This window comes from Ralstonia mannitolilytica, from assembly GCF_000954135.1.
Taxonomy (GTDB): Bacteria; Pseudomonadota; Gammaproteobacteria; order Burkholderiales; family Burkholderiaceae; genus Ralstonia; species Ralstonia mannitolilytica.
The window spans coordinates 102,732-127,440 of the sequence record NZ_CP010800.1; the positions used below are offsets into that span (position 1 = coordinate 102,732).

The window sequence follows — 24,709 nt, forward strand, 5'->3', positions numbered from 1 at the left end:
TTCCTTGCGCGCTTTCATTGCGGCGTGTCAGCGCACCCAGGTGAGCCACGCGTACACCGCGCCGGCCGCCACCGCCAGGAACGGCATCGAATACGCGTGGAACAACCACCACGCGCGCCGCTCGCCCAGCATGCGCAGGGCAATCACGTTTGCCAGCGACCCGATCAGCGTGCCGAAGCCGCCCACGCTCACGGCAAACGCGATGATCGGCCAGTCGTGCGAATACTCGGCCAGCAGGATCGCCGCCGGCACGTTGCTGATGAGTTGCGACACGCCGATGCCGGCCCAGTACAGGTGCATCGGGTTGCCGAGTGCCAGCGCATCGAGGCCCTGCCGCACCACGCCGAGTTGCGCCACCAGCCGCAGGTCGATGAACATCAGCACGAACACCAGGAGCAGCCCCCAGTCCACGCGGGCCAGCACATAGCGCGCGCCGAGCAGATACAGCACCACGAGCCCGGCCAGCGCCACAACCGGGTAGCCGAGATCGGTCAAGACCAGAAACGGCACGTACAGCACGAGTGCGGGCAGCAGCAGGCGCCTGTGCACATCGACGTCGCCGGCCCCGGCGTGCAGACGGATCGTGTGCGGGGCAAACGCCAGCCACGTGGCCGCGAGCAGCAGCACCGTAAGCAACGCCACCATGGGCGCCATTTGCCAGACGAAGGCGCCAAATGACAAGCCCGACTGGTGCCACAGGAACAGGTTCTGCGGATTGCCGATCGGCGTGAGGGCCGAGCCGGCGTTGACGGCCAGCGCCTCGAAAATCACCAGCCGCGTCACCGGCAGCGTCGCCACTTGCCGCAACCCGACGGTGAGCGGCACGATCACGAACAACGCCACGTCGTTGGTCAGCACCGTCGACAGCACGGCGGATGCGCCGACCAGACTGAGCGCCAGCACCCGCTCGCTGCTGGCCACATCGACGAGACGCCGGCCGAGCAGTTGCAGCATGCCGCTGGCTTCCACGGCCTTGGTCAGGATGAGCAGCCCGCCCAGGGCGGCGATGGTGTGCCAGTCGACCAGCGCCGGATACTCGACAATGCGGCGCGGCGCGGCGAGCGTCAGCACGCCGCAGATGGCCAGCAGCCACCAGAAGAAAACGTCTTGCTTGAGGGTATGCCAGAACGGCGGATGGTGTGACGCGGTAGGCGTGCGGAAGGAATCGCCGTGCATGCAGTAGGAAGAAAACGTTGGCGCAACAGGACACAAGCCGCCGGGCGCGGCTTGCCGCACCGATTCTACGTGCGCTCGCCTAGGGCGCTCAAGCGCACGGGGCCGGCGTACATGCGCGCCGGCCCCGTGCTGGGGAGCGGGCTTACGATTCGCGCGAGCCCGAACCCGATCCCGGACGGTCCGAACTGCCCGACGCCCCGCCGGCACCCGGCCGGTCGGAAGTGGACGTAGTCATGCGCGAGCGGTCTTCCATGCTGCCCGCATGCGGCGCGCCCTGCTGGCCGGCCTGACTGTGCGAGGCACCCGGATGATAGGCCGACTGCGGATGGCGCTCCGGCCCGCGATACTGCCCCGCGAGGCCATGCCCACCGCCGGTGCCGCCCATCGAGCCATGCTCGGAGCGATCCTGGCCGGCATCGCCCGCGCCGCTGCCTTGCAGCGGCTGGGTCGGGTGGCTGGCGATCACGCGTTCGATCTCAGCCACGGCCTCGCGCGGCGCCAGAACGACTTCCAGCCCCAGCGCGCCCGCCACGGCCATCAGCGTCGACAGGCGGGGATCGGCACGGCCGGATTCCGCGCGCAGATACGCTTCGCGGGAGATACCGGCCATCTTGGCGACATCTTCCTGTTTGAGCTTGCGCGACTTGCGCAGACTGTGCAACTGCTTGAAGGGCTGTTCCATCTGTTCGCTCCTGCACCTGAGATGGGAAACACCGCCGGGTTGGACCCCCGAACGATGGGCTGAAAAAAATATGCGGGCCGGGTGGGTCACCTTTGTCCGCGGTCTACAGCATGGCAGCAGCGGCAATGTTGCGTATGCACGCCGTTGCACACGTTTCCGGTGGCAGCCTCCGTGATGTGTTTTCTACAGAGTAGACGTAATTTCGACTGCACCCAACATCGACGCGTGATGAAAGCGCATCTCGCCGCCCGTGCTTATGGTGACAAGGCGCCGGGAGTGTCGGTTCCCCGGAAGATGCTGCGGACTGCGCTTGGCCTGCCGCTTTTGTGACGTTTCCAGCGCAAATCCTTGCACCTACACCGCAATTCGTCGATCCGCGCTTGCCCTATCCGCCAATTGGAGGGGCGGGGCGATAGATGACCGCCTGCGCCGCCTGCGTCACGGCCGGAGGGCTGCGCGCGTCTTCCGTCACGCAATTGCCGTGCCGGAGGTGACGCTGCGGCCAGTTGGAATGGAACCCGGCGGCCGACGAGGTGCCGGCTCAGTGGAAATCGCGGCTGGAGGTGGCCAAGCGCCCGAGAAGTGGGGTCAGATCCACAAGATGCTGGGCGACGAGATGCCGGGTCTCGCGCTCGCATTGCCATTTGCCGTACACCCCGAGCAGCTGGGCATGCAGCACTTCGCGGCGCTGCCGCTCGATCAGGTGTGGCCAGAGGATGACGTTGATGGCGCCGGTTTCGTCCTCGATGGAGACGAAGATCGTGCCGTTGGCGGTGCCCGGCCGCTGGCGCACGGTGACGAGGCCGCAGGCGCGCGCGAGCTGCCCGTTGCGGTAACCGGCCAGCGTGGCGGCGGTGGCAAAGCGCATGCGCGTCAACCGCTCGCGCAGCAGGCTCAGGGGATGGCTTTGCAAAGACAAGCCCAGGCTGCCGTAATCGGCCATCACCTCCTCCCCAATGGGCGGCGCGGGCAGCACGAGCGGCGCCTCCACGGGGCGGGCCTGGCGCAGCAGCGCGTGATCGCGGCCGGGCTCTTGCAGCGCGAGCGTCTGCCACAGCGCCTGGCGGCGATGCCCGGCCAGCGGCTTGAGCGCGTTCGCCGCAGCCAGCACGTTCAGGTCGTGGCGATCCAGCGCCGCACGGTGGGCCAGATCCTCCACGCTGGTGAATGGGGCCTGGGCGCGCGCGGCTTCGATACGTTCGGCGGCCGGCTTGCGCATGCCGCGGATGCGGTTCAAGCCCAGGCGGATGTCGGGCTGCCCGCTGCCATCGCCATCGGCGCGGGGGTGCAAGGTGCTGTCCCACACGCTGGCCGTGACGTCCACCGGCAGTACGCGCACATGGCTGCGGCGCGCTGCCTGCACCAGTTGCGACGGCGAATAGAACCCCATCGGCTGGCTGTTGAGCAGCGCGGCAAAGAACGCCGCCGGCTCGTGGCACTTCAGATAGCTGCTGAGGTAAGCCAGCTTGGCGAAACCCGCCGCATGGCTTTCAGGAAAGCCGTATTCGGCAAAGCCCTCCATCTGATCGCACAGCGATTTGACGAACGCGCGGTCATAGCCCTTCTCTTCCACCATCACCCTGAGCAGCCGCTCCTGATGTTGCGTGAGATTGCCCTTGCGCTTCCAGGCCGCCATGTCGCGGCGCAGGCGATCGGCCTCATCGGGGGTGAAATCGGCGGCGTCGATGGCGATCTGCATGACCTGTTCCTGGAAGATCGGCACCCCGAGGGTGCGCTTGAGCACCCCCTCCACCTCCTTGCCCGGGTACGTCACGCAGTCGGTCTGCCCGTTGCGCATGGCTTCGCGCCGTTGCAGGTACGGATGCACCATGCCGCCCTGGATCGGCCCCGGGCGCACGATGGCCACCTGGATCACCAGGTCGTAGTACGTCTGCGGGCGCAAGCGCGGCAGCATCGACTGCTGCGCGCGCGACTCGATCTGGAACACGCCGATGGTGTCGGCGCGGCAGATCATCTCGTAGGTTTTTTTGTCCTCATCGCGGATGTTCTGCATGGCGAGCTTGCCCGTTGCGCCATAACGCTCGCGCCTGCCCGGCAGCGCATCGAGCATGTCGAGCGTGCGGCGGATGGCGGTCAGCATGCCCAGCGCCAGCACATCCACCTTCAGCAGGCGCAGCGATTCAAGGTCGTTTTTGTCCCACTGGATGACGCGGCGGTTTTCCATGGCCGCGTTCTCGATCGGCACCAGGCGCGAAAGCTTGCCCTGCGCAATCACGAATCCGCCCACGTGCTGCGACAGGTGCCGCGGAAACCCGTACAGCTGGCTCACAAGCTCGGCCCAGCGCTGCACCAGCGGCGATTCCGGATCCAACCCCTGCTGCCCCGCCCGCTGGGCGAATTCCTTGCGGCTGTCCCACCACGCCTGCCCCTTGGCCACCTGCTCGATGATGCCCAGATCGATGCCGAGCGCCCGGCCCACGTCGCGCAACGCACTGCGCGTGCGGTACGTGATGAGCGCGGCCGCCAGCGCGGTGCGCGTCACGCCGTATTTTTCGTAGATGTACTGGATGACTTCTTCGCGGCGCTGGTGTTCGAAGTCGACGTCGATGTCGGGCGGTTCGTTGCGTGCACGTGAGAGAAAACGCGCAAACAGCGTGTTGCCGCTTTCCGGGTTGACCTCGGTAATGCCCAAGCAGTAGCACACCGCCGAGTTGGCCGCCGAGCCGCGTCCCTGGCAAAGAATGCCCTGGCTGCGGGCAAACTTCACCACGTCATAGACAGTGAGGAAGAACGGCTCGTAGCGCAGCTCCGAAATCAGCCCGAGCTCTTCCTCGATCTGTTCGCGCACCTTGCCCGGAATGCCCTTCGGATAACGCGAGACGGCGCCCGCCTCCACTTCGGCCCGCAGGTATTGCGCCGGCGTCATGCCTTCTGGCACGACCTCGCTGGGGTATTCGTATTCGATTTCGTCGAGGGCGAACGTGCACAGACGCGCCAGCTCCACTGAACGCTGCAACGCCCGCTCGCCGCGTTCGTCCCGATAGAAAAAGCCGAGCTGCATGCGCGTGCGCATGGCTTGCTCGGCACTGGGCGCGAGCTCGAGCCCGCATTCGGCCAGCGGCTTGGACAGGCGGATGGCGGTCAGCACGTCATGCAGCGGCTTGCGCCGGCGCGTGTGCATCTGCACGCCGCCGGTGGCCACCATCGGCACGTCGGTCTGCTCCGACACCGCAGCCACCGTGCCGCGATGGCGGTCGTCGGCGTGGCGCAGCGGCATCTCCAGCGCAAGCGACAGCCGGTCGCCGAACACGCGCTGGCACCACAGCGTCTGGGCCAGCAGGTGCTGCGGGTCGGGGTCGTAGTCAGGCAGCAGGATGGCCAGGCAATGCGGTACGCCGCGCAAGTGGGCCAGGTCGCCCTTCGGTGCGGCCAGGTCGTCGGCATACAGGCGGTATTCGCCTTTGGGCGCAGCCAGCCGGGCCTGCGTAATGACTTCGCACAGGTTGCCGTAGCCTTCGATGTCCTGCGCCAGCAGCACCAGCCGCAGCCAGGGTTGGCCTTGCGCATCACGCACGGTGAACCGGCTGCCGATGATGAGCTTGAACCCGCGCTCCTTGGCTTCCATGTGCGCGCGCACCGTGCCGGCCACGGAGCATTCGTCCGTCAGCGCAAGCGCCTGGTAGCCGAACTCCTGGGCCCGCTCCACCAGTTCCTGCGGGTGCGAGGCGCCGGTCAGGAACGTGAAGTTGCTGATGCAATGCAGCTCTGCATAGTCGGGCAGGCCGATGGGAACAGACGAGGAAGCAGCCATGGCAAACCTAGCCGAACAGGCCGTGCAGATACCAGCGGGCGTCCTCCTCGCTGGTCTGGGCGGCAGAAACACGTTCGCGGTAGAGCCAATACCGCACGCCGCCCTCCCCTTCGGCGATGAAGTAATCACGCTTGATGAGGCCGTCGTCCCACCAGCCGGATTCAATGCGCTCGGGCATCGATACCAGCCGCAGCCGTCCGCGGTAATACGGATAGTGCTTGCGCGTGAGCAGCGGGATCGGCGTCTGCAGCAACCACAGCGGCCGCTCGGGCTGCTGGGCATGCCATTGCGCCAGCGCCTGGCGCGCGGCGGCACGGCTCTGCGCGGTGGTGGCGGCGTTCACCTCGACCCAGTGGTTGGCGCGCTCGGGACGGTGGTCGGCACACGGCTGCGGGTGGCGGACGTTGCCAGCGCCCAACCGCGCGATGAGCGTGTCGATCAGGCGAGCGGCGTCTTCGGCGCGCCCGCCCGGCTCGGGAAACAGCGATGCCGTGGGCGCTGCGAGCGGTGTGGCGTCGATCACCGTCAGACGCAGCTCGACCACCGGGGCGATCAGCGTCAGCCGGTGCACGCGCTCGTGCAGAACGCGCGACAGGTGCGCCAGCGTGCGAACCGGCTGTGCCAGCGCGATCTCGATGGGCGTGGAGGCGTCGGCATCCGCGCTGTCCCGGCCGCGCCGGCGTTCGTGTTCCAGCGTCAGGCGATATGTCTTGGCGCCCAGCTGATGCGCCGACAGCCAGCCGACCAGTTGCAGCAACAGTTGCTCAGAAGCCGCCAGCACGCCTTCCGCACTGTCGATGCGGCCCGGCAGTTCCAGCGGCACGTCAAAGCGCAGCGGTGCGGCAAACCACGTGAAACTCTCGTGTCCGGTGCCGTATGCGGCATCGAGCGCGTCGACCAGCCGCGGCCCGCAACGGCGGCGCAGGCCGCTGCGCGGCAAATCGCGCAAATCGGCCAACGTGCGGCAGCCGAGCCCCTCGAGCCAATCAGGCCGCGTCAGGCGCGCCACCGCATCGACCGACAATCGATCCAGCAGTGCAGACATGCGTTCCAGCCGCACCGCCCGCCGCGCCCAGCCCGAACGCATGGCCATGCGGCGACGCCCGCGCACCGACGCGGGACGCGTGCTGGCAAGCCACGCCGCGCCGCGCGCCGTGGGGCCGGTGCCCAGCTGCGGCATCGCGCCCAGCCGGAACGCGCAATACTTCACCGCCCGGCACAACGCCCGATGGCCGCCAAACAGCCGCAAGCTGGCCTCCACCTCCAGCAGCACCGTGGATTCGTCCGCCACATCCAGCGTGACATGCGGAGTGAAAGCCAGCAGCGCCAGCGCCAGCGATTGCAGCAGCCGTGCCTCGGCCGCCAGATCGCGCTCCAGCTGCACCGCGTGCGGCACCAGCGCCTGCGCGCCAGCCCGGCGCAATCCGGGCCGAATGCCCTCGCGCATCGCCAGGCGGTTGGCCGACACCACGCGCTCCTGCTCCAGCACCATCACGGGCAAGGGCAACGCAGCCGGGTCAGACCACCGGGGCCGAAGTGCGTCGAGCGGCAGACGGGGCAGATGCACCGCGATCCAGAACGGCATGATCGGAGGTGTCCTGATCAGAAGCGTCCGACAAGGCATCGAACGCGGCGGAAGACGATGGAGACGACAGTGCGGCCAGCAACGCGGCCGTGGCCGGATCCATGGTGAACGTTTCGGCAGGCAGCGCAGGCACAGGGCGCACGGAAGCGCGGCCGGCACGCAGCGGATCGGCCAGCGGCAGCAGCAGCGGCGTCTCACGCACCGGCCCGCGTCGCTTGTGAAAATGGACCGCCAGGGCATCGCCGCCCGCAGGTTCCAGCCCCAGCCGCAGCACTGCCGGCGACGACTCGCGCAACGCCTGCACGGGCCGGAATACCCAGATGGCACTCTCGCCCGCCTGGGCCAGCACCTGCAGCCGGCGCAGCGCCCCGGGACGCACCTGGTTCAGCCAGATCAGCACGCCTCCAAACGCCTGGCTGCGCACGATCTGTTCCGTGGCCCACAGCAGGTCGGCAGGCTTGTCGGCACGCACCCAGACGATCTGTTCGGGAGAGAAACCCCACCCCACCAGCCGCACCGCGTTGGGCAGATACGGCGGTCCGACCAGGGCGATGCGGCCTGCCCCGCTGCATAACGTAGACAAGGCCGGGCGCAGCAATCGGCATTCACCGATACCGGGTTGCGGGCACAGCAGCTCTGTCATGCCGCCAAGCGGCCAGCCGCCACCGGGCAGCTCGGCATTGAGCGCGTCATAACCGGTGGCCAGCACGCGACCGCCGCCCCGAGCGAGGCTGCCCGCGCGCCACAGGGCCGGGTGCAGCGTCTCGGGTGCCGGGATGGCCCGGCCATTCGATGCGGGCCGGCGTGGCCCGCACGTCACGGGCCCCATCGCGGGCGGACGTTCTGCCACGGCTTCGGCAAAGGAAAGAGACGGGGAGGACGCAAACATGGCGGACGGCAAGGCGAATCGCTTAAATACTGTATGGATAGGTGGGGTATCCACTTAGCTCCACCAGCCCAGGATAACTGGATGGATATACAGTATTCGTATGCTACACCGTCTCGGTCCGGTTCACTACATCCGCATACGTCACAGGGCCGGTAACGACCGCTTGGATATACAGAAGCACAACTTTTTCCCGCCGCCGACCGATTCCTCCAGGCCACCGCCGCCGCCCCATCGGCGTCTGCCGATTGATAACCCCAGAACATCAATCGTTTCCAAAATTGCACTTATCGTCTGCGGCCTTCCCGGCGAACATTGCCAACGCCCAGCCCTGCCTTGCTGGCTCACCATCGATACGACCCGCACGACGCCACCATGAAACACCTGCTTCTGAAGCTCTGCGCAACCGCGCTCCTCGCCACCTCGGCCGCGACGGCAAACGTGCAGGCCGCCGATCTGCACGTCATGACCTCCGGCGGCTTCACCGCCGCCTACAAGCTGCTGGGCCGAAGTTTGCCTCCCAGACCGGCAACACGCTGCACACCGAACTCGGCCCGTCGATGGGCAAATCGCCCGAAGCCATTCCGAACCGGCTCGCGCGCGGCGAGCCCGCCGACGCCGTCATCATGGTGGGCTACGCGCTTGACGAGCTGATCAAGCAAGGCAAGGTCATCCCGGATTCGCGCGTGGAACTGGCCGACTCGCGCATCGGCATGGTCGTGCGCGAAGGCGCGGCAAAGCCCGACATCAGCTCACCCGAGGCCCTGCGGCAAGCGCTGCTGCACGCCAAGTCGATCGCCTATTCGGACAGCGCCAGCGGCGTCTATATCGAGCGCGAGCTGTTCAGGAAGCTCGGCATTGAAGCGCAGGTCAAAACGAAGGCCAAGATGATTCCGCGCATTCCGGTGGCCTCGGTGGTAGCCAGCGGCGACTACGAAATCGGCTTTCAGCAGGTGAGCGAACTGCTGCCCGTGCAGGGGGTGAGCTTCGTCGGGAAGATTCCGGAGCCGCTGCAGTCCGTCACGCGCTTTGCCGCCGGCATCCCGGTGGGCGCGCAGCATCCGAAGGAAGCCAAGGCGCTGCTCGACTATCTCGCCTCGCCCGCTGTGCAGGCGGAGGTGAAATCGACGGGGCTCGATTCCGTGCCCGCGCATTGAGAAGGCCCACCCTCGCCGGCCGGGCGATCTTGCTACGCGTCGCGTCTCGCGGCGGTACTGCGCCGGGCTTCGACGATGGTGCGGTAGAACGCTTGCGCCGCCGGTGTGAGCGGGCGCCCGCGGCGCTTGATGATGCCCACGCGCCGCTGCACGGCCGGCTCGACAAGCGGGACGCTCGTGAGGATGGGATGATCGCGCCCGGGCATGGCCATCGACGGTACCGCGGCAACGCCGAGCCCCGCTTCCACCAACCCGAGCAAAGTGGTGACGTGCCGCGTCTCGCAAACGCTGGACGCATGCGGCACCACCGCAGAAAGCGCCTGGTCGAGCAACAGGCGGTTGCCGGAGGTCTTGTCGACCGACACGTAGTCGTGCTCGTAGAGTTCGCTCCACGTCACGCGCTTCTTGCGCGCGAGAGGATGATCGCGACGGCATGCCGCCACGAAGCGCTCCTGCAGCAGCAGCTTGAACTCGATCCCCGGCTCCTGGCTGCCCATGAAGCTCACGCCAAAGTCGGCCTCGCCGCTGATGACAGCCCCAAGCACCTCATTCGCACTCGCATCCAGCAGCTTCACCCGGATGCGCGGAAACCGGCGGTGATAGCTCGCAATGAGGCTCGGCAGGAAGTAATAGGCCACCGAAGGCACACACGCGATGGTCACGTGGCCCAGGCGGCTCGATGCCACATCGCGGATCCCCAATAGCGCTGCGTCGAGATCGTCGAGCAGCTGTTCAGCGCTGCGGGCGAACACGCGGCCGACGGTGGTGAGCGTCACGCTGCGTGTGGTGCGCTCGAACAGCGGCACGCCGAGCGCGCTCTCAAGCTTGTCGATCCGGCGGCTCAACGCGGGCTGGGAAATGCTGACGGCCTCCGCCGCCTTGCGAAAGCTCCCCAGCTCGACGACCGCGCGAAACGCCTGTAAGTCCGTCAAGTCAAAGTTGATCCCCACGAGCGTGCTCCGCATTTCAGATGCGGAGCATTTTGCAGCATCCAGCGCACGGCCCGGGCCCGGTAGCGCGGTTGCAGACTGCTCGGCTGGCTGAGGCCCTAGATATGCAGGAGCGCCAGCACCGCCAGGACGCCCCCGACCGCGCCCACGCCATACGAAAGCACCTGCATCCAGCGTCGGCGCGACAGCAGTGTGATGGCGGCCAGCGCAATCGACACCTGGATGGCGACCACCGCCTGCGCCCACCGGTGGTGATGGTGCACGGCACGCTCGCTCGCCTCGTCGGCTTCCCTGGCGAGGCGCTCCTGGTCTTCGGCCTGGCGGCGGATGTCTTCCTTCTCGGTGGCATAGCGCTGCGCCTCGCGCCGGGCGGCGGCCTGGTCAGCCCCCGGCAATTGCGCAGTCAGCTCGGCGATGGCCTGCTTCTGCCCCTTGGCCTGGTAGTAGGCCCATCGGTTGGCGGCTTCGGTCTTGTGGATGGCTGCCTCGTTCTTGGCCAGCAGCGCGGCATTCTGCGTGGCGCCGCCCTGGTAGCCGAAGATGGCGCCGGCCGTTGAGAGAATCGCCGTCATGACGGCAATGCGGCCGGCAAAGCTGTCGGCGTGGCCGGTCTCGGCGGCGTGTTCGAGCACGTGATCGTGCGCCCCATGCACATGGAATCCTTCGGACATGTTGGCTCCCCTTTTTTTCGGTTCTGGCATTGTCATGCGGCCCGTCGGGCGTGCGCGACACAATGCATCGACTCGTGCGCAAAGGCAACGCCCGCGATGCAATTGTCCAACGGATCGGGTGGCCGGGAGCGCCGCGCGGGCCGACCGTCTTCTGCAATACTGCAGTGGCCGTTTTCTGCCTTCAGGACAGCCTCACTTCACCATGCCCCTCACGCCCGCCGCCCAACGCCTCATCGCCCGCCTCGGTCTCGAACCGCACCCGGAAGGTGGCTTCTATCGCGAAACCTATCGCAGTCAGGAGCGCGTCCAGCGAGGCATCCCTGCCGTCGAACGTGCGGCTGCCACCGTCATCCATTACCTGCTGGCCGATGATGCATATTCCGCCTGGCATCGGATCCAGTCGGATGAGGTGTGGTACTTCCATGCGGGTGACTCGCTCAATGTGCATGTGTTGGAAGACGACGGTACGGTGCGCACGCATCGCCTGGGCCATGCGGCCGAGGACGAGGTGGCGGTGTACCACGCGGTGGTGCCGGCGCGCCGCTGGTTTGCCGCCGAGCGGGTACCGGGCGAACACGGCTATGCCCTGGTCAGCTGCACGGTGGCCCCGGGCTTCGAGTTCAGTGAGTTCGAGCTGGCCGATCACGCGACAGGCCATGTGCTGCTGGCAGATCATTCGGCGCATGACGGGTTGATCCGGAGGCTGCTGCCGCGGCCCGTGCGCTGATCAGCACCAGACCACGTTGTCATAGTCGACCGTGCGGCGATAAACGCTCATGCCGCGCCAGGTGCTGTACTCCATGTACGCGCAGCTGAGCACGACGATCCAGTTGGCTGCTGTGGTGGACATCTCTCCCTCCCATCCCGGCCGCGCCGCTCGGGTGCGATCGGCGCATTTCCAGTCTATGAGGCAAGTGCGCGCAGCCATTGCACGAGCACGACCCCTTCTGGGGCGCTATTCACGGCGCGGGCCGGCGGGTGGGCATCGTGCGCCGCTTGATCGTGGGGAACGGGGTGACGCACTATGCTTGCCATGCGTTCGCATCCACATTGACTCGCAGACGTCCTCACTCGGAAACACATCATGGCAACCATCGGATTCATCGGACTGGGCATCATGGGCGCCCACATGGCCCGCAACCTGCTCAAGGGCGACCACACGCTTGTCGTGAGCGGCAGACGTTCCGTGCCCGACGACCTGCGCGCACGCGCCACCGTCGTCGAGAGCTCGGCCGCGGTTGCGCAGGCGGCCGACATCGTCATCGCCATGGTGCCGGACACGGCCGACGTGGCGAACGTGCTGTTTGCCGAAGACGGCGTCGCCCGGGGCCTCACGGCCGGCAAGCTCTTCATCGACATGAGTTCCATCTCGCCCATCGAGACGCAGGCCTTTGCCAAGCGCATCGAGGCGCTCGGCGCCGACTACCTCGATGCGCCCGTTTCCGGCGGCGAGGTGGGCGCACGCGACGCCACGCTCACCATCATGGTCGGCGGCAAGGCCGCGGCGTTCGAGCGCGCCAGGCCGCTGTTCGCGCTGATGGGCAAGAACATCACGCATGTGGGCGAATCGGGGGCCGGCCAAACGTGCAAGGTCGCCAACCAGATCATCGTCGCGCTGACGATCGAAGCGGTGGGCGAAGCGCTCGTGTTTGCATCCAAGGCCGGCGCCGATCCGGCACGCGTGCGCGAGGCACTGATGGGCGGCTTTGCCTCGTCGCGCATTCTTGAAGTGCATGGCGAGCGCATGATCAAGCGCACGTTCGACCCGGGCTTTCGCATCGAGCTTCATCAGAAGGACCTGAACCTTGCCCTGGAAGGCGCGCGCAAGCTCGGCATCGCGCTGCCGAACACGGCCAGCGCGCAACAGCTCTTCAGCGTATGCGCAGCGAACGGCGGCAAGGCATGGGACCACTCCGCCATGGTGCGTGCGCTGGAACTGATGGCCAATCACAGCGTCGCCTGATCGCGCGCGCCTGTGCGCCAATGCAATGCGCCGCCGGATAACTTGCCGACGGCGCATGCGGTGCGGATCAGAACGAGTGGTGCACCCCCGTGCTGACGACGAGCTGGTTGCGCCGGCCCGAAACGCCTGCTCCGTTGATGGTCGCGTACTGGGCATCGCCCGATGCGCGCTGGTACGTGCCCTGCAGATACACCTGCGTACGCTTGGAGAACGCGTACACGTTACCCACGCTGAACTGGTTCCAGCGGGCGCCTTCGTACTTGCTGAAGGTGTAGCCCACGTTGAGCGTGTTGGCCGCGCTGTAGTGCCACGCGGTACCGAGGTCGACGTTCTGGGCGCGGGCGTTGGCGCCGCCGAGCGTGATGCGCGTCTGCGTGTACACCGCGTTGACCTGCAGCGGCAGGCCGCTGAGCTGGTACAGCGCGCCACCGCCGAACGACTTGACCGAGCTCATCGGTGTCATGCCCGGCGCCAGCGTCGTGCCGAGTGTATTCGTGATGCCCAGGCGCCCTGCGATGTCCAGCGCGCGATCGTTGGAGGCCGTGTAAGCCGCCGCCGCGCGGAAGCCGCCGTTGCTGTAGTACGCCCCCAGGCTGTAGCTGCGGCTCCTGGACGCGGAGCCCGGCACCTCGCCAAAGCCGTACATGCCCCCGAGCTGCAGACCGCCAAAGATGGGCGAGACATAGCGCACGGCGTTATCGATCTGGAACTGGTTGGCCAGGTTGTCGAAGTTGCCCGGGTGGAACAGATAGAAGTTGGTCAGCTGGAAGCCGTTGCTCAGGCGCCCGAGGTAATCGAACATGAAGTCTGCCTGATGGCCGAGCTGGATGTTGCCCAGTCGCTCGTTGCTCAGCCCCACCCACGCGGTGCGGTTGAACAGCTTGCCTGCCACCACGCTGTTGCCGCTGTCGCCCAGGAAGCCCGATTCCAGCTGGAAGATGGCCTGCGTGCCGCCACCCAGGTCTTCCGTACCGCGCAAGCCGAAGCGGTCCGGCTGCATCGTGCCCGGATCAAGGCGCATGGCCGACCCGCTGGTGGTGCCGCTCTTCAAGCTGTTGATGTAGGCCACGCCCTCATCGATGCTGCCGTACAGCGTCACGCTGCCCTGCGCGGCTGCCGTGCCGGCCAGGCCCATTGCGGCCATGACAAACAGTGTCTTCCTCATGTTGTTTCCTCCGGTGGCTGGGGTACCGGCCCCACCCGTTGTTGCCGTCTTGGTGGACGAGCTGGTTGTGGTTGTTTCGTATATGAAACGTTGTTTAAGAAAAGACCGTGAGCAAAAAAAAAGAGCGCTCGGCTGGTCAGGCCGGCGCCCCAACGGTTACAGATCAATCACCAGCCGCTTGCCCTTGCAGCCGGAAACGCAAACCATCATCGTCTGGTTCGATTCGCGCTCGCTCTTGGAGAGCACGCTGTCGCGGTGGTCGGGCTCGCCTTCCAGCACGCGCGTCTCGCACGAGCCGCACACGCCCTCCTTGCAGCTGTGCTCCACTTCCACGCCAATCTCCAGCAGCGCATCGAGCAGCGACTTGCCGGCCGGCACGTGCAGCTCGGTGCCCGTGCGGGCGAGCTTGACCGCGTATTCACCTTCTTGCACCGAAGAGACGGACGCGTCAGCCGCAAAGCGTTCGATGTGGACGTTGGTGTAGCCGAGCGCCTCGCACGCAGCTTCAAAGGCGCGCAACATCGGGCCCGGGCCGCAGCAGTAAAAATGCGTGTCGGCCGGGTGGCCTGTCAGCAGCGCCTTCAGGTCAGGCGGGCCGCCGGCATCGGCGTCGAAATGGAAGCGCACCGCATCGCCGTGCGCGGCCAGTTCATCGGCAAACGCGGCCTCGGCGCGCGAGCGCGCGCAGTACAGCATCGAGAACGGCCTGCCGTGCTCGGCCAGGCGCCGCGCCATGCAGACGATCGGCGTGACGCCGATGCCGCCTGCCACCAGCACCGTGCGGGGTGCGCTCTCATCGAGTTCAAAGTGGTTGCGCGGACCGCCGATCTTCAGCGTCGACCCCACGCGCAATTGTTCGTGCACGTAGCGCGAACCGCCACGGCTGTTGCGATCGAGCAGCACGCCGACCACATAGCGGTCGCGCACTTCCGGCGCGCCGCACAGCGAATAGCTGCGCACCAGGCCGTTGCCCAGGTGCAGGTCGATATGCGCACCGGGCGCATATTCCGGCAGCGTCCTGCCATCGACATCGCGCAGCTCCACGCTGACGATGCCCTGGGCTTCGTGGCGCATGGCCTGCACGCGCAACGTAAGGGGAGGATGGGTACTCATGGCACGTCTCTCTGCTTCCAGTTCAGCGCTTTTCCGTGAGGAACTTGCCCTCCGGGCCGGCGGCGTTCTTCTGCCGGCGCGTGTTGCCGTCGATACCGCCTTCGATGGCCCACTCGGCAAAGACGGTGGGGCCCGGCTCGAAATCGCGCGGCTGCCATTCGGCGTCGAGCTGGTCTTCGTCGGCGTAGTACTCGATCAGGCCGCCGGCCGGGTTCTTGAAGTACCAGAAGTACGCGGAAGAAATCGGGTGCCGGCCCGGGCCGAGCTGCGTATCCCATCCGCAGCGGGACATCTGCATGCCGCCGCCGAACACTTCGTGGATGTCGCGCACCGTAAACGCGACGTGGTTGAGCCCGCTCCTGGCCTGCGGCGTCTGCAGCAGGAACAGATCGTGATGGCCGCCTTCCGGCTCGCAGCGCAGGAACGCGCCGCGCCCCGGGTAGTGGTCTGACGGCACGAACCCGAGCTTGTCGATGTAGAAGCGCTCGGTGGCCGCCACGTCCTTGACGAAGAACACCACGTGGCCGACCTCGATGGGCGTGGCGCGTTCGTAGATCGGGCTCGGCTGGTTGCGGCGCGGTTTGTCGTTCCAGGTGTTCATCGCCGCGCATTGCACGTCGACGTCGCGCTTGATGCTGACCTGCACACGCACCGCCAGGCCGTTCGGGTCGGTGCAGCCGACGCGGCCGTCGGCATGGACGTAGCCGGGCTGATCTGCAAGTGCGTCGGCCAGGCGGTCGAGCACGGCTTGCGAATCGGCACCCCACACCACTTCGCGCAGCGTCGGGCCGGCTTCCATGGCGGGCGGCAATGCGGCGTCATCGCTGCGCTTGACGCGCACGCGGCAACCATTGAGCGTTTCGAACAGCAGCCCGCTGGCGTCTTCGGATTGCAGCGCGAGGCCCCAATCGAGAAAGAACTGCTTGCATGCGGCGAGGTCGTCTGCACCGTAGACGATCTCGTCGATGCCACGAATGGTGTTCATCTTCATCTCCTGCTGTGCACCGCATGGCCTTCAGCGGCCACCAGTGACTGTGATTCAATGGGTGCGCCGAGCTCCGCACTGCGATGGCGCAACGCGCCCCATGCGAAGCCGGATCGCGTCACTTGCCGGTGACGGGATGCACGGCGCCCGGAACGGCCGGTGCGGCCTGCGCTCCGCCGCGCAGCAGGGCCAGACCGCAGAGCAGCACGATCAGCTGCGTGCCCACCAGGCTGCCAAAGCCGGCGGCAAGGCCGCCGCCGCTGCCAAGCCCGATCACGACGCCCATGACGGCCGGCATGAACCCTGCCACGAGGCTGCCCACGCCGTTGACGACACCGAAGGCGCAGGCAACGTGCTGCGGCGCGGCGTTGAACTGCACCGTGCTCGGAATGGCTGGGCTCTGCAGGCCCCAGAACAGGCTGGCGGCGGTCAGCCAATAGGCCGCGGCATAGCGGTCGGTACTGTTGATGGCCAGCAGCACTGCCACCGCCACGCCCAGGCTGCCCAGCACGAACACCAGGGGCACACGCCGGCGCGGAATGACATCCAGCAACAGGCCGCCGAGCAGCACGCCGAGCACCGCCGCGTACTGCGGCATCGACGCCATCCACCCCATCTCGCGCAGCGAAAAGCCGCGCGCTTCCTTCAGATACGTCGGCAGCCAGTTGCTGCTGCCCCACAGGTACGCCAGGAAGGCCGCAGTGAGCACCGTCATCGTGAAGATATGCCGCGTGTGGAAGGCCCCGCGGAACATGTCGCCCACCGTGCTCAGCGCCGCCGGAAACGACTCCGGCCGCGGCAGCGCCGCATAGCGCGCCGGCATGCGAACAAAGGCCAGCACCAGCGGAATGCCGAGCACCAGGTTGCACAGGCCCAGCAGGTGGAACGAGGACTCCCAGTCAGCGCTGGCAATGGCGTAGCCGACCAGCGGATACCCGACCGCCAGGCCGATACCCGTGCCCATGTTGAAGATCGCATTCGGCTTGCCGCTTTCCTTGCTGTCGAAATGGGCCTTGATGTAGGACGCACCCAGCGAGAACAACGGTCCTTCGGCGAAGCCGAGAATGAAGCGCGACGCGAGAAGTTCCATATAGCTGTGGAACCACGGCGACGCGATGGTGATCACGCCCCACAGGGTCAGCCCGTAGATCAGGCTGCGGCGCACGCCGAACAGCGCGGCGCAGAAAGGCGTGAACACAATGGCAGACAACCCGTAACCGGCCATGAATGCCGTGGCCAGCAGGCCCTGGCTGCTGCGGTCATTGGCGGCGATGCCCATGTGCTGCAGAAAGTCGTGCTGCGTGATGAGCACGGCGATGTTGATGCGGTCGACATATGAAATGGCGACCACCAGGAACAGCGTGATCACACCGAGCCAGCGTTGCGCGTTCGAGTTCATTGCACGCTCCCTTGCGTGACCGATGCTTGCGTCAGAATCGTTTTCATCTTGGTCTCCTCCACACTGCCGGGCGTCAGTTGGCCCAGGCCAGCGGTTCTTCGTTCAGGCCCCAGTAGAGGCTCTTCTGCTCCATGTATTGCAGGATGCCCAGGCGCCCCTTCTCGCGGCCGAGGCCGCTGTCGCGCCAGCCGCCAAACGGCGTGGAAATCGAGAACTGCTTGTACGTGTTGATCCACACGTTGCCGGCCTGCACGGCGCGGCCGATGCGCCAGGCGCGCTTGTAGTCGCGCGTCCAGACGCCCGCGGCCAGCGCGTAGACGCTGTCGTTGGCCTGCTCGATCAGTTCGTCCTCGTCTTCAAACGGCATGGCCACGAGCACGGGGCCGAAGATCTCTTCCTGGCAGATGCGTGCGCGGTTGGTGAGGCCTTCGATGATGGTCGGCATGTAGAAATAGCCCGACTCGCAGCCGGCAACCTGCGGACGCAGCCCGCCCGTGCGCAGATGGCCACCCTCTTCCACGCCCATCGCCACGTACGATTCGATGGTCTGGCGATGGCGCTCAGTGATCAGCGGCCCCATCTGCGTGGCCTCGTCGGCGGGGTTGCCCACGCGCAGGCGTGCGGTGGCGGCAGCCAGGCGGTCCATGAACGGCTCGTACAGCGAACGCGCCACGAACAGGCGCGAGCCCGCGATGCACGACTCGCCCGACGAACTGAAGATGCCGTACAGCACCCCGTTGACGGCGTGGTCCAGATCGGCGTCTTCAAACACCATCGTCGGAGACTTCCCGCCCAGCTCCAGCGACACCGGCATCATCTTGTCGGCGGCGATGTGCGCGATGTGCTTGCCCGTGGTCGTGCCGCCCGTGAACGACACGCGGCGCACCAGCGGATGCTTCGTGATCGCATCGCCGATGACCGAACCTTTGCCCGGCAGCACGCTGATCAGGCCCTTGGGCACGCCGGCCTCTTCGCAGATCGCGGCGAGCTCCAGCGCCATCAGCGGCGTCACCTCGGCCGGCTTCACGACGACGGCGTTGCCGGCTGCCAGCGCGGGCGCCATCTTCTGCGCCTCGCTGGCGATGGGCGAATTCCACGGCGTGATGGCGGCCACCACGCCCATGGGCTCGTGCACGCTCATCGTCAGGCAGTCGCCGCGCGGCGGGGTGAGCGATTCTTCGAGCGTCTCGCATGCCGCGGCAAAGAACTGGAACGTACCGGCCGCGCTGGCCACCAGCGCACGCGTCTCGTTGATCGGCTTGCCGTTGTCCAGCCGCTGGCGCTGGGCCAGGGCTTCGCTGCGCGAGCGGATCAGTTCAGCCACGCGGTACAGCACGGCCGCACGCTCGTGGGGCTTGCGCTGCGCCCAGCCGCTCGAGAGGAATGCGCGGTAGGCGCCGGCGACGGCCTCTTCCACATCGGCCACGCTGGCTGCGTTCAGCTCGGCCACGACTTCACCCGTGGCCGGATAGCGCGTCGCGTAGCGCTCGCCCGTGCCGAGGCGCCATTCGCCTGCGATGCAGATGGGAAGCAACGTCGTTGTGATTGCGTTCATGATGGGGCTCAGATCGAAACGGCGTGCGCACGGTTGCCCAGCGCACGCACCACGCTGAACACCGTCAGCGCGGAAGTCTTGGGGTTGGCCGCCAGCGGCTTGCCGCGCATGGTCAGCTCGAAGCCGCCAAAGGCGCCGCGCGCCTCGACGTGATGGATGTTTTCGTCGACGGTGGGATCGGCCAGCAGCTTCACGTGCGTGTGCTCGAGCCCGAGGCCCGCCAGCGACAGCGTGGCCGCCACATTGGCGTTCTTCGGGAACAGCCGCGCGGCCTCACGGGCGTTGCCTTCGAAGATCACGGTAGGCTCGCGCAGCGCATCGAGGTCGAACTCGCCCTCGGCCGGCGTGTCCTTCCACGCGCGCGGGGGCTTGCGGCCGGTGTAGGTGACGGCGTCCAGCCCGCCCACGCGTGCGGCGGCCAGCGCATCGATGGCGCCGATGGCACCCGACAGCAACTGCACCTGCGCGTGGCCGCGCCGCGCCGCAGCCTCGAGACGTTCCGCCAGCCCCGGTTCCGACAGCGCGCCCACCGATACCACGAGGCAGTCGATGCCCTGCTCCAGCGCCGGCAACACGTGCTCTTCGAGCGCATCGTGCCCCGCACACTCCACCAGCAGGTCGGGATGCGCATCGGCGCCCAGGTGCGTCGTCACGCGTGCATGAGGCGCAAACGGAGCGATGGCCTCGCGCGCCTTGTCCATCGCGTGCTCGGGCACGATGACCGCGTCAAAGCAGACGTCCGGATCGCTCTTGAGCAGCTCCAGCACGCTCTGCCCGATCGCGCCGCAACCGACCATCGATACATGCAGCATGTCCGGCTCCTTGGTTCGGCTCGCTTGCGGGCTCACGCCACCACCGTGATGCGTTCGGCGGCGCGTTCGCCCTGGCCGCTCGGTGCCTGCTGGTTGACCGGCGGGCCGGCAAACGCTGTCTTGAAGCTGCCGATGGAGAGCATGTCGATCTCGAGCAGGAACGGGCCCTCCCCCGTCGTGGCCTCGTTCAGCGCAGCGCCCACGTCTGCGAGGTTCGACACGCGGCGATGGCGCAGCCGCAACGACCTGGCGAGCTCCGCGTAGTCGGGCGTGTGCAGATCGACGTAATGGCGGCGGCCGCCGTACTGCGCGTCCTGGATGTTCTTGATGACGCCGTAGCCCTTGTCGTTCATGAGCACGATGACGAGGTCGGCGCGCTCCTGCACGGCCGTTGCCAGCTCACCGAGGTTCAGGATGAAACCGCCATCGCCCGCGAGGCAGAAGGTCTTCTTGCCCGATCCGGTGGCGGCCGCACCGATGGCCGCGCCGATGCCCATCGCCAGACCCTGGCCGATGCCGCCGCCCAACGCATGCACGCCCGCACGCGAGTCGAAGATGCGCAGCTGGCGATTGCCCCACGTGCTGTTCGACACCGTCACGTCGCGCACCCAGTTGAACTCGCGGCCCACCGCGGCCTGCAAGGATTCCACCAGCGCGGCATACGGACCGAGACCATCGACCAGCGCGCCCACCGCCTGGTCGTGCGCCGCGCGCAGGTCGCCTGCAAACGCGGCGTCGATCTGCATCTTCTGTTCGAGCCGGTCGGCCAGCCCGTCCAGTGCGAGGGCGGAGTCGCCGCAGACGAAGTAGTCGCTGGCATAGCAGCGGCCTTCCGCCGAAGCATCGGCATCGATGCGGTACAGCGGGCGCGGCAGCTTCAGCTCGTACTTGAGCGTTTCGTTGCCGCGCAGACGCGAGCCGACGACGAGCATGGCGTCGCAGGTCTGATAGAACGCTTCGACCGGCTTGTGCAGGTTGAAGGCGCCCAGCGAGCGCGGGTCGTCTTCCGGCACGATGCCGCGGCCCTGCGTGCTGGTCACTACGCCGAAGCCGAGGTCCAGCAGGCGCTTGACCTGCCTGGCGGCATGGCGGGCGCCGCCGCCCAGCCACAACATCGGGCGGCGCGCGCGCGACAGGCGCTCGGCGAGCTCATCCAGCGCATGCGCCGACGGCACGTGCTGCGGCACCTGCAGCGGACGCAGGTCGTCCGGCATCGGGATCAGCGCGGCCTGGATGTCGATCGGAATCTCCACGCTCACGGGGCCGGTCGGGGCCGTCAGCGCGGTCTGCACGGCGAGCTTCATCGTGCTGATCGCGGTGTCGGCGCTGCGCACGCGGAACGCCGCCTTCGACACGGCCTTGAGCATGGTGAGCTGATCCGGCGCCTCGTGGATGTAGGCCAGGCTCTGGTCCAGGTACGGCGTTTCGATCTGGCCGGTGATGTGCAGCAGCGGCGTGCCCGCGGTCAGCGCTTCCACCATCGCGCCGGCCGCGTTGCCCGCGGCCGTGCCGGTGCTGGTCAGGCACACACCCAGACCGCCCGTGGTGCGGGCATAGGCATCGGCCATGTTGGTGCCGCCCGCCTCGCCACGCGCCGGGATGAAGCGGATCTTGCCGCGCTCGCCCATCGCGTCGAGGATGGGCATGTTGTGGATCGAGATCACGCCGAAGGCGGCCTTGACCTCGCAGGCTTCCAGGAAGGCGGCAATCGCGCAGCCCACCGTGACCAGTTGTTGTTCGTTACGCATGACGGGAGTGTCCTCCGGAGATATCGATATGGGTGCCCGTGGTGTACGAAGACAACGGCGAGGCAAGGAACAGAATGGCGCGGGCTGCCTCTTCGGGCAGGCCCAGGCGGCCGAGGGGAATGTGTTTCTGCACGGCCAGGCGGCGCGTCCACGCGGCCCAGTCGAGGTGGCGGTCTTCTTCAGGGCGCGCCTCGAAGCGGCGCCGCCATTGGCCGGACTCCACCAGCCCGATGAGGATGCCGTTGACGCGCACGCCCTTGGGCGCAAACTCGGTCGCCATGGAGCGCACGAGGTTCAGCACACCCGCGCGCGCGGCCGACGTGGCCACCATGTGCGGCTCGGGCTGCTGCGCCAGCAGCGAATTCACGCAGACGATCGCGCCGTGAGGCGAGCGCTCCAGTTGCGGCAGGAATGCGCGCGTCGGATGAATGACGGAGAAGAACTTCAGGTGCAGCTCTTGCGTCCACGCTGCGTCGTCGGTGTCGGCAAAGGTCGAGACGCGGCCCTGGCCGGCGTTGTTGACGAGCATGTCGACGGGACCGAGTTCCTGCTCGACCGACCGCGCAAAGGCAGCCGTCTGCGCGGCGTCGAGCACGTTGCACGCGGCGGCAAGCAGCCGGGCGGCGGGAAAGCGGCTGCGCAGCGTGTCTTCGGCCGCGGCCAATCGCTCGGCATTGCGTCCGCACAACGCCACGGCGGCGCCGGCTTCCAGCAGCAGCTCGACGGTGGCAAGGCCGATGCCGGAGGAGCCCCCCGTCACCACGGCCGTCTTGCCGGTCAGGTCGATCATCGGCATGGTCACTCCCCGAACAGGTTGACAACCTTGCCGCTGGCCGGGCGGTAGTCGAGCAGGTAAGAGAGCTCGTCTGCGGCGGCGCGCACCTTGTCGATCATGGGATCGAGCTGCGCGGGGTCGATGCGCGGCGACGGGATCGTCGTACCGAGGGCGGCGACGATCTTGCCGGCGCGGTCGAGCACCGGCGCCGCGATCGTCGAGATGTTGGCCTCGAAGAAGCCCTCTTCGAGCACGTAGCCGTGTTCGCGGTCGCGCTGCACCATCTCGAACAGGTCTTCCACGGTGCGCGGCGTGTTGGCGGTGAATGCCTCCAGCTGCGGCTCCGGATACAGCTGGCGCAGCTCGGCCAGCGACAGGTCTGCCAGCAGCACGCGCCCCAGCACCGTGGCGTGCGCGGGCAGGCGCGTACCGACGTTGACCGAACTCGTGAACGGCGTCGGCGCCACCGATTTCGCCACGTAGACGATCGAGCGGCCATCGCGCACGACAAGGTTGCACGGATAGTGAATGTCGTCGCGCAGGCGGTCGAGCAGCGGACGGCCAAGTTCGGTCAACTCGAGCGAGGCGAGATATTCGAACCCGAGGCGCAGCACGGCCATGCCGAGGCGGAAATCCCGGCCGCCGTCCACGCGTTCGATGAAGCCCATCACCTCGAGCGTGGTCAGCAGGCGGAACACCGTGGAGCGCGGCACCTTCAGCCGGCGCGCCAGTTCCGGCGCAGACAGCACGCGGTCTTTGTGGCTGAACTCGCACAGCAGGCGCAGGCCGCGTTCGAGCCCGGGCACGATGTACTTTTCCTGCACGTCTTCGGGAATGAGGTCGTTGCTCATACGTCTTGGCGCTTTAGGCGTTTTGGAGTGGGGAGAAAGCGGCTTGCGCGATCCAGCCGGCAACGGCATCCGGCGCATCGATGTACGACGCGTGCCCGGCGGCGGTCACCCGCGCGAAAGGCAGGCCGAAGGCGTCGGCCAACGCTTCGCAGCCCTGCGGGGGCGTGATGCCGTCGACATCGCCACAGGCCACGCGAGCGGGCGTTGAGGCGGGGCGCTTGCGCAGATACGCGCCGATGTCGTCGCCGCTGAGCATGACCACGGCCTGGCGGTAACCGGCGTCGTTCAGGCGCAGCATGTTCCAGCGCACCCAGGCGCGCTCTTCGCTGCCGGCATCCGGGCGCAGCAGATGCGCGTGGCGCGATTCCGCCATGCCCTCGATACCAAGCCGGTCGAGCGTGGCAAGGCGCTGGGCCCGCACACTGCGGGACTGGTCTTCGTGACCGGGCTGCCCGTAACCCTGCGCGGGATTCAGCAGCAGCACGCAGCCGGGTTGCAGCGCTTCCGGCGCCTGCGCCACATAGGCCGCAGCCATCAGCGCGCCCAGCGAATGTCCGACGATCACGTCCGGCTTCACCTGCAGCGCGTCCAGCCATGCCTGCAGGCGCACCGCGTAATCGGCAGCGCGCGGCTCGGCTTGTTCGAGCGGCGTGGATCGGCCATAGCCCGGCGCATCCCACGCGAACACGCGCATGGTGTGGGAGAGAACCTGCGCGCAAGGCAGCCACGACGCGGCGCTGGAGCTGATGCCGTGCAACAGCACCACCACCGGCCCGCGACCGCCCCACTGCCGATAGCCGATGCGATCGCGCTGGGCGTTGATCGTGACGCTGCGTTCGGCAAACTCGGCCTCGAGCACGGCCAGTGCATCGGCCACGCGAAACGGACGGGAAGACATGGCAGCCTGCGCGCTCATGGCATCAACGCTTGATCTTCGACAGCGGATGCTCGGGCGGATACGTCGGCGTGACCGGCTTCTTGGCGCCGAGCATCACGCACATCAGCGCGTCTTCCTCGCCGATGTTGATTTCTTCGCGGTACACGCCGGGCGGCACGGAAACGAGATCGCGGTCGGTCAGCACGGTTTCGTAGCGCTCGCCGTCCTTCTCGAGGATCAGCTTGATCTTGCCGCGCAGGATGAAGAACACCTCCTCCACGTCGGTGTGCACATGCGACGGGCCCTCGTGGCCGGCCGGGATGATCATCGTGGAGAACGTGAAATGCTCGGCCGGCACCGTATTGGTGTCAGCGGCGACGCCCGTGCCGCCCGTGCCGAGGTAGCGCATCTGCGCGCGGCGGTACTTCGGGTCGTAGTCGGCCTGGAACTTGAGGGCATCCCAGTCGTAACGGCGGGTGGAGAAACGTGCCACGCGGCTGTTCATCCACGCTTCAAACGATGCGCCTTCTGGGCGGTCCCACGTGCGTTGCACTTGCTGTTGTTCGGAGAGATCGCTCATCGAAGTC

Annotated in this window: 21 protein-coding genes and 1 pseudogene; 3 read left to right on the forward strand and 19 right to left on the reverse strand. The window is 67.2% G+C overall.

Annotation, left to right across the window (positions count from 1 at the left end; genetic code table 11):
• Positions 1 to 27 precede the first annotated feature (27 nt).
• From TK49_RS17015 to imuA, 5 genes are all read right to left on the reverse strand, one after another.
• Positions 28 to 1,176 (reverse strand): SLC13 family permease, encoded by a 1,149-nt coding sequence (locus tag TK49_RS17015; protein ID WP_045218339.1) that lies wholly within the window; start codon positions 1,174 to 1,176, stop codon positions 28 to 30.
• Between the two features lie 142 nt (positions 1,177 to 1,318).
• On the reverse strand, positions 1,319 to 1,858 hold the full coding sequence (locus TK49_RS17020) for a helix-turn-helix domain-containing protein (protein WP_045218341.1): 540 nt from the start codon (positions 1,856 to 1,858) through the stop codon (positions 1,319 to 1,321).
• 541 nt (positions 1,859 to 2,399) lie between these two features.
• Positions 2,400 to 5,630, reverse strand: a complete 3,231-nt coding sequence (locus TK49_RS17025) for an error-prone DNA polymerase (RefSeq protein ID WP_045218342.1) — start codon at positions 5,628 to 5,630, stop codon at positions 2,400 to 2,402.
• A gap of 7 nt (positions 5,631 to 5,637) precedes the next feature.
• Entirely contained in the window at positions 5,638 to 7,215 is a 1,578-nt protein-coding gene (locus TK49_RS17030) for a Y-family DNA polymerase (protein WP_045218345.1), read from the reverse strand.
• Entirely contained in the window at positions 7,148 to 8,044 is an 897-nt protein-coding gene (gene imuA, locus TK49_RS17035; RefSeq protein WP_045218346.1) for a translesion DNA synthesis-associated protein ImuA, read from the reverse strand. The genes TK49_RS17030 and imuA overlap by 68 nt, the downstream gene beginning before the upstream one ends.
• A gap of 432 nt (positions 8,045 to 8,476) precedes the next feature.
• On the opposite strand from imuA, the pseudogene TK49_RS17040 reads away from it, so the two are divergent.
• A pseudogene (locus TK49_RS17040) lies at positions 8,477 to 9,258 on the forward strand (substrate-binding domain-containing protein).
• A 32-nt stretch (positions 9,259 to 9,290) separates the two neighbouring features.
• On the opposite strand, the gene TK49_RS17045 reads toward TK49_RS17040, so the two are convergent.
• Together TK49_RS17045 and TK49_RS17050 are read right to left on the reverse strand one after the other, a co-directional pair.
• On the reverse strand, positions 9,291 to 10,208 hold the full coding sequence (locus tag TK49_RS17045; protein WP_045220258.1) for a LysR family transcriptional regulator: 918 nt from the start codon (positions 10,206 to 10,208) through the stop codon (positions 9,291 to 9,293).
• A gap of 98 nt (positions 10,209 to 10,306) precedes the next feature.
• Positions 10,307 to 10,879 (reverse strand): DUF4337 domain-containing protein, encoded by a 573-nt coding sequence (locus TK49_RS17050; RefSeq protein WP_045218347.1) that lies wholly within the window; start codon positions 10,877 to 10,879, stop codon positions 10,307 to 10,309.
• 202 nt (positions 10,880 to 11,081) lie between these two features.
• Here TK49_RS17050 and TK49_RS17055 point away from each other — a divergent pair, with 202 nt between their 5' ends.
• Entirely contained in the window at positions 11,082 to 11,606 is a 525-nt protein-coding gene (locus TK49_RS17055; RefSeq protein WP_045218348.1) for a cupin domain-containing protein, read from the forward strand.
• Here TK49_RS17055 and TK49_RS25090 read toward each other — a convergent pair whose 3' ends face one another.
• Positions 11,607 to 11,729, reverse strand: coding sequence for a hypothetical protein (locus TK49_RS25090; protein ID WP_257983859.1), 123 nt, complete (start codon positions 11,727 to 11,729; stop codon positions 11,607 to 11,609). It lies immediately after the preceding gene.
• A 234-nt stretch (positions 11,730 to 11,963) separates the two neighbouring features.
• Between TK49_RS25090 and TK49_RS17060 the strand changes: the two genes are divergently transcribed.
• Positions 11,964 to 12,842 carry a 2-hydroxy-3-oxopropionate reductase gene (locus tag TK49_RS17060; protein ID WP_045218350.1) on the forward strand — a complete coding sequence of 293 codons (879 nt, stop codon included), beginning with the start codon at positions 11,964 to 11,966 and terminating at the stop codon, positions 12,840 to 12,842.
• Positions 12,843 to 12,909: 67 nt separating this feature from the next.
• Here the strand turns inward: TK49_RS17060 and TK49_RS17065 are convergent, their stop codons facing one another.
• The 11 genes from TK49_RS17065 to TK49_RS17115 all read right to left on the reverse strand — a co-directional run bounded on the left by TK49_RS17065 (position 12,910) and on the right by TK49_RS17115 (position 24,702).
• Positions 12,910 to 14,007 (reverse strand): porin, encoded by a 1,098-nt coding sequence (locus tag TK49_RS17065; protein WP_045218352.1) that lies wholly within the window; start codon positions 14,005 to 14,007, stop codon positions 12,910 to 12,912.
• Between the two features lie 156 nt (positions 14,008 to 14,163).
• Positions 14,164 to 15,120, reverse strand: a complete 957-nt coding sequence (locus TK49_RS17070) for a PDR/VanB family oxidoreductase (RefSeq protein WP_045218354.1) — start codon at positions 15,118 to 15,120, stop codon at positions 14,164 to 14,166.
• Between the two features lie 22 nt (positions 15,121 to 15,142).
• Positions 15,143 to 16,105, reverse strand: coding sequence for a VOC family protein (locus TK49_RS17075; protein WP_045218356.1), 963 nt, complete (start codon positions 16,103 to 16,105; stop codon positions 15,143 to 15,145).
• A gap of 118 nt (positions 16,106 to 16,223) precedes the next feature.
• Positions 16,224 to 17,504, reverse strand: coding sequence for an MFS transporter (locus TK49_RS17080; RefSeq protein ID WP_045218358.1), 1,281 nt, complete (start codon positions 17,502 to 17,504; stop codon positions 16,224 to 16,226).
• Positions 17,505 to 17,577: 73 nt separating this feature from the next.
• Positions 17,578 to 19,059: an aldehyde dehydrogenase gene (locus TK49_RS17085; protein WP_045218360.1), complete on the reverse strand. Its 1,482-nt coding sequence runs from the start codon at positions 19,057 to 19,059 to the stop codon at positions 17,578 to 17,580.
• An 8-nt stretch (positions 19,060 to 19,067) separates the two neighbouring features.
• Positions 19,068 to 19,871 (reverse strand): aspartate dehydrogenase, encoded by an 804-nt coding sequence (locus TK49_RS17090; RefSeq protein WP_045218362.1) that lies wholly within the window; start codon positions 19,869 to 19,871, stop codon positions 19,068 to 19,070.
• 32 nt (positions 19,872 to 19,903) lie between these two features.
• A complete protein-coding gene (locus tag TK49_RS17095) occupies positions 19,904 to 21,619 on the reverse strand; it encodes a thiamine pyrophosphate-binding protein (protein ID WP_045218364.1) in 1,716 nt (571 codons plus the stop codon).
• Positions 21,612 to 22,415: an SDR family oxidoreductase gene (locus tag TK49_RS17100; RefSeq protein ID WP_045218373.1), complete on the reverse strand. Its 804-nt coding sequence runs from the start codon at positions 22,413 to 22,415 to the stop codon at positions 21,612 to 21,614. Before TK49_RS17100 ends, TK49_RS17095 begins: the two co-directional genes overlap by 8 nt.
• A gap of 2 nt (positions 22,416 to 22,417) precedes the next feature.
• Positions 22,418 to 23,245: an IclR family transcriptional regulator gene (locus tag TK49_RS17105; protein ID WP_045218376.1), complete on the reverse strand. Its 828-nt coding sequence runs from the start codon at positions 23,243 to 23,245 to the stop codon at positions 22,418 to 22,420.
• A gap of 13 nt (positions 23,246 to 23,258) precedes the next feature.
• On the reverse strand, positions 23,259 to 24,161 hold the full coding sequence (locus tag TK49_RS17110; RefSeq protein WP_045218378.1) for an alpha/beta fold hydrolase: 903 nt from the start codon (positions 24,159 to 24,161) through the stop codon (positions 23,259 to 23,261).
• A 4-nt stretch (positions 24,162 to 24,165) separates the two neighbouring features.
• Complete coding sequence (locus TK49_RS17115; RefSeq protein WP_045218380.1) at positions 24,166 to 24,702, reverse strand: cupin domain-containing protein; 537 nt, start codon at positions 24,700 to 24,702, stop codon at positions 24,166 to 24,168.
• Between the last annotated feature and the right edge of the window lie 7 nt (positions 24,703 to 24,709).

Coding starts and splice junctions, on each gene's coding strand:
- TK49_RS17110 (WP_045218378.1), bottom strand. CDS start 24,161: ATGAGCGCGCAGGCTGCCATGTCTTCCCGTCCGTTTCGCGTGGCCGAT.
- TK49_RS17060 (WP_045218350.1), top strand. CDS start 11,964: ATGGCAACCATCGGATTCATCGGACTGGGCATCATGGGCGCCCACATG.
- TK49_RS17090 (WP_045218362.1), bottom strand. CDS start 19,871: ATGCTGCATGTATCGATGGTCGGTTGCGGCGCGATCGGGCAGAGCGTG.
- imuA (WP_045218346.1), bottom strand. CDS start 8,044: ATGGGGCCCGTGACGTGCGGGCCACGCCGGCCCGCATCGAATGGCCGG.
- TK49_RS17030 (WP_045218345.1), bottom strand. CDS start 7,215: ATGCCGTTCTGGATCGCGGTGCATCTGCCCCGTCTGCCGCTCGACGCA.
- TK49_RS17080 (WP_045218358.1), bottom strand. CDS start 17,504: ATGAACTCGAACGCGCAACGCTGGCTCGGTGTGATCACGCTGTTCCTG.
- TK49_RS17015 (WP_045218339.1), bottom strand. CDS start 1,176: ATGCACGGCGATTCCTTCCGCACGCCTACCGCGTCACACCATCCGCCG.
- TK49_RS25090 (WP_257983859.1), bottom strand. CDS start 11,729: ATGTCCACCACAGCAGCCAACTGGATCGTCGTGCTCAGCTGCGCGTAC.
- TK49_RS17100 (WP_045218373.1), bottom strand. CDS start 22,415: ATGCCGATGATCGACCTGACCGGCAAGACGGCCGTGGTGACGGGGGGC.
- TK49_RS17095 (WP_045218364.1), bottom strand. CDS start 21,619: ATGCGTAACGAACAACAACTGGTCACGGTGGGCTGCGCGATTGCCGCC.
- TK49_RS17055 (WP_045218348.1), top strand. CDS start 11,082: ATGCCCCTCACGCCCGCCGCCCAACGCCTCATCGCCCGCCTCGGTCTC.
- TK49_RS17075 (WP_045218356.1), bottom strand. CDS start 16,105: ATGAACACCATTCGTGGCATCGACGAGATCGTCTACGGTGCAGACGAC.
- TK49_RS17025 (WP_045218342.1), bottom strand. CDS start 5,630: ATGGCTGCTTCCTCGTCTGTTCCCATCGGCCTGCCCGACTATGCAGAG.
- TK49_RS17115 (WP_045218380.1), bottom strand. CDS start 24,702: ATGAGCGATCTCTCCGAACAACAGCAAGTGCAACGCACGTGGGACCGC.
- TK49_RS17065 (WP_045218352.1), bottom strand. CDS start 14,007: ATGAGGAAGACACTGTTTGTCATGGCCGCAATGGGCCTGGCCGGCACG.
- TK49_RS17105 (WP_045218376.1), bottom strand. CDS start 23,245: ATGAGCAACGACCTCATTCCCGAAGACGTGCAGGAAAAGTACATCGTG.
- TK49_RS17050 (WP_045218347.1), bottom strand. CDS start 10,879: ATGTCCGAAGGATTCCATGTGCATGGGGCGCACGATCACGTGCTCGAA.
- TK49_RS17020 (WP_045218341.1), bottom strand. CDS start 1,858: ATGGAACAGCCCTTCAAGCAGTTGCACAGTCTGCGCAAGTCGCGCAAG.
- TK49_RS17070 (WP_045218354.1), bottom strand. CDS start 15,120: ATGAGTACCCATCCTCCCCTTACGTTGCGCGTGCAGGCCATGCGCCAC.
- TK49_RS17085 (WP_045218360.1), bottom strand. CDS start 19,059: ATGAACGCAATCACAACGACGTTGCTTCCCATCTGCATCGCAGGCGAA.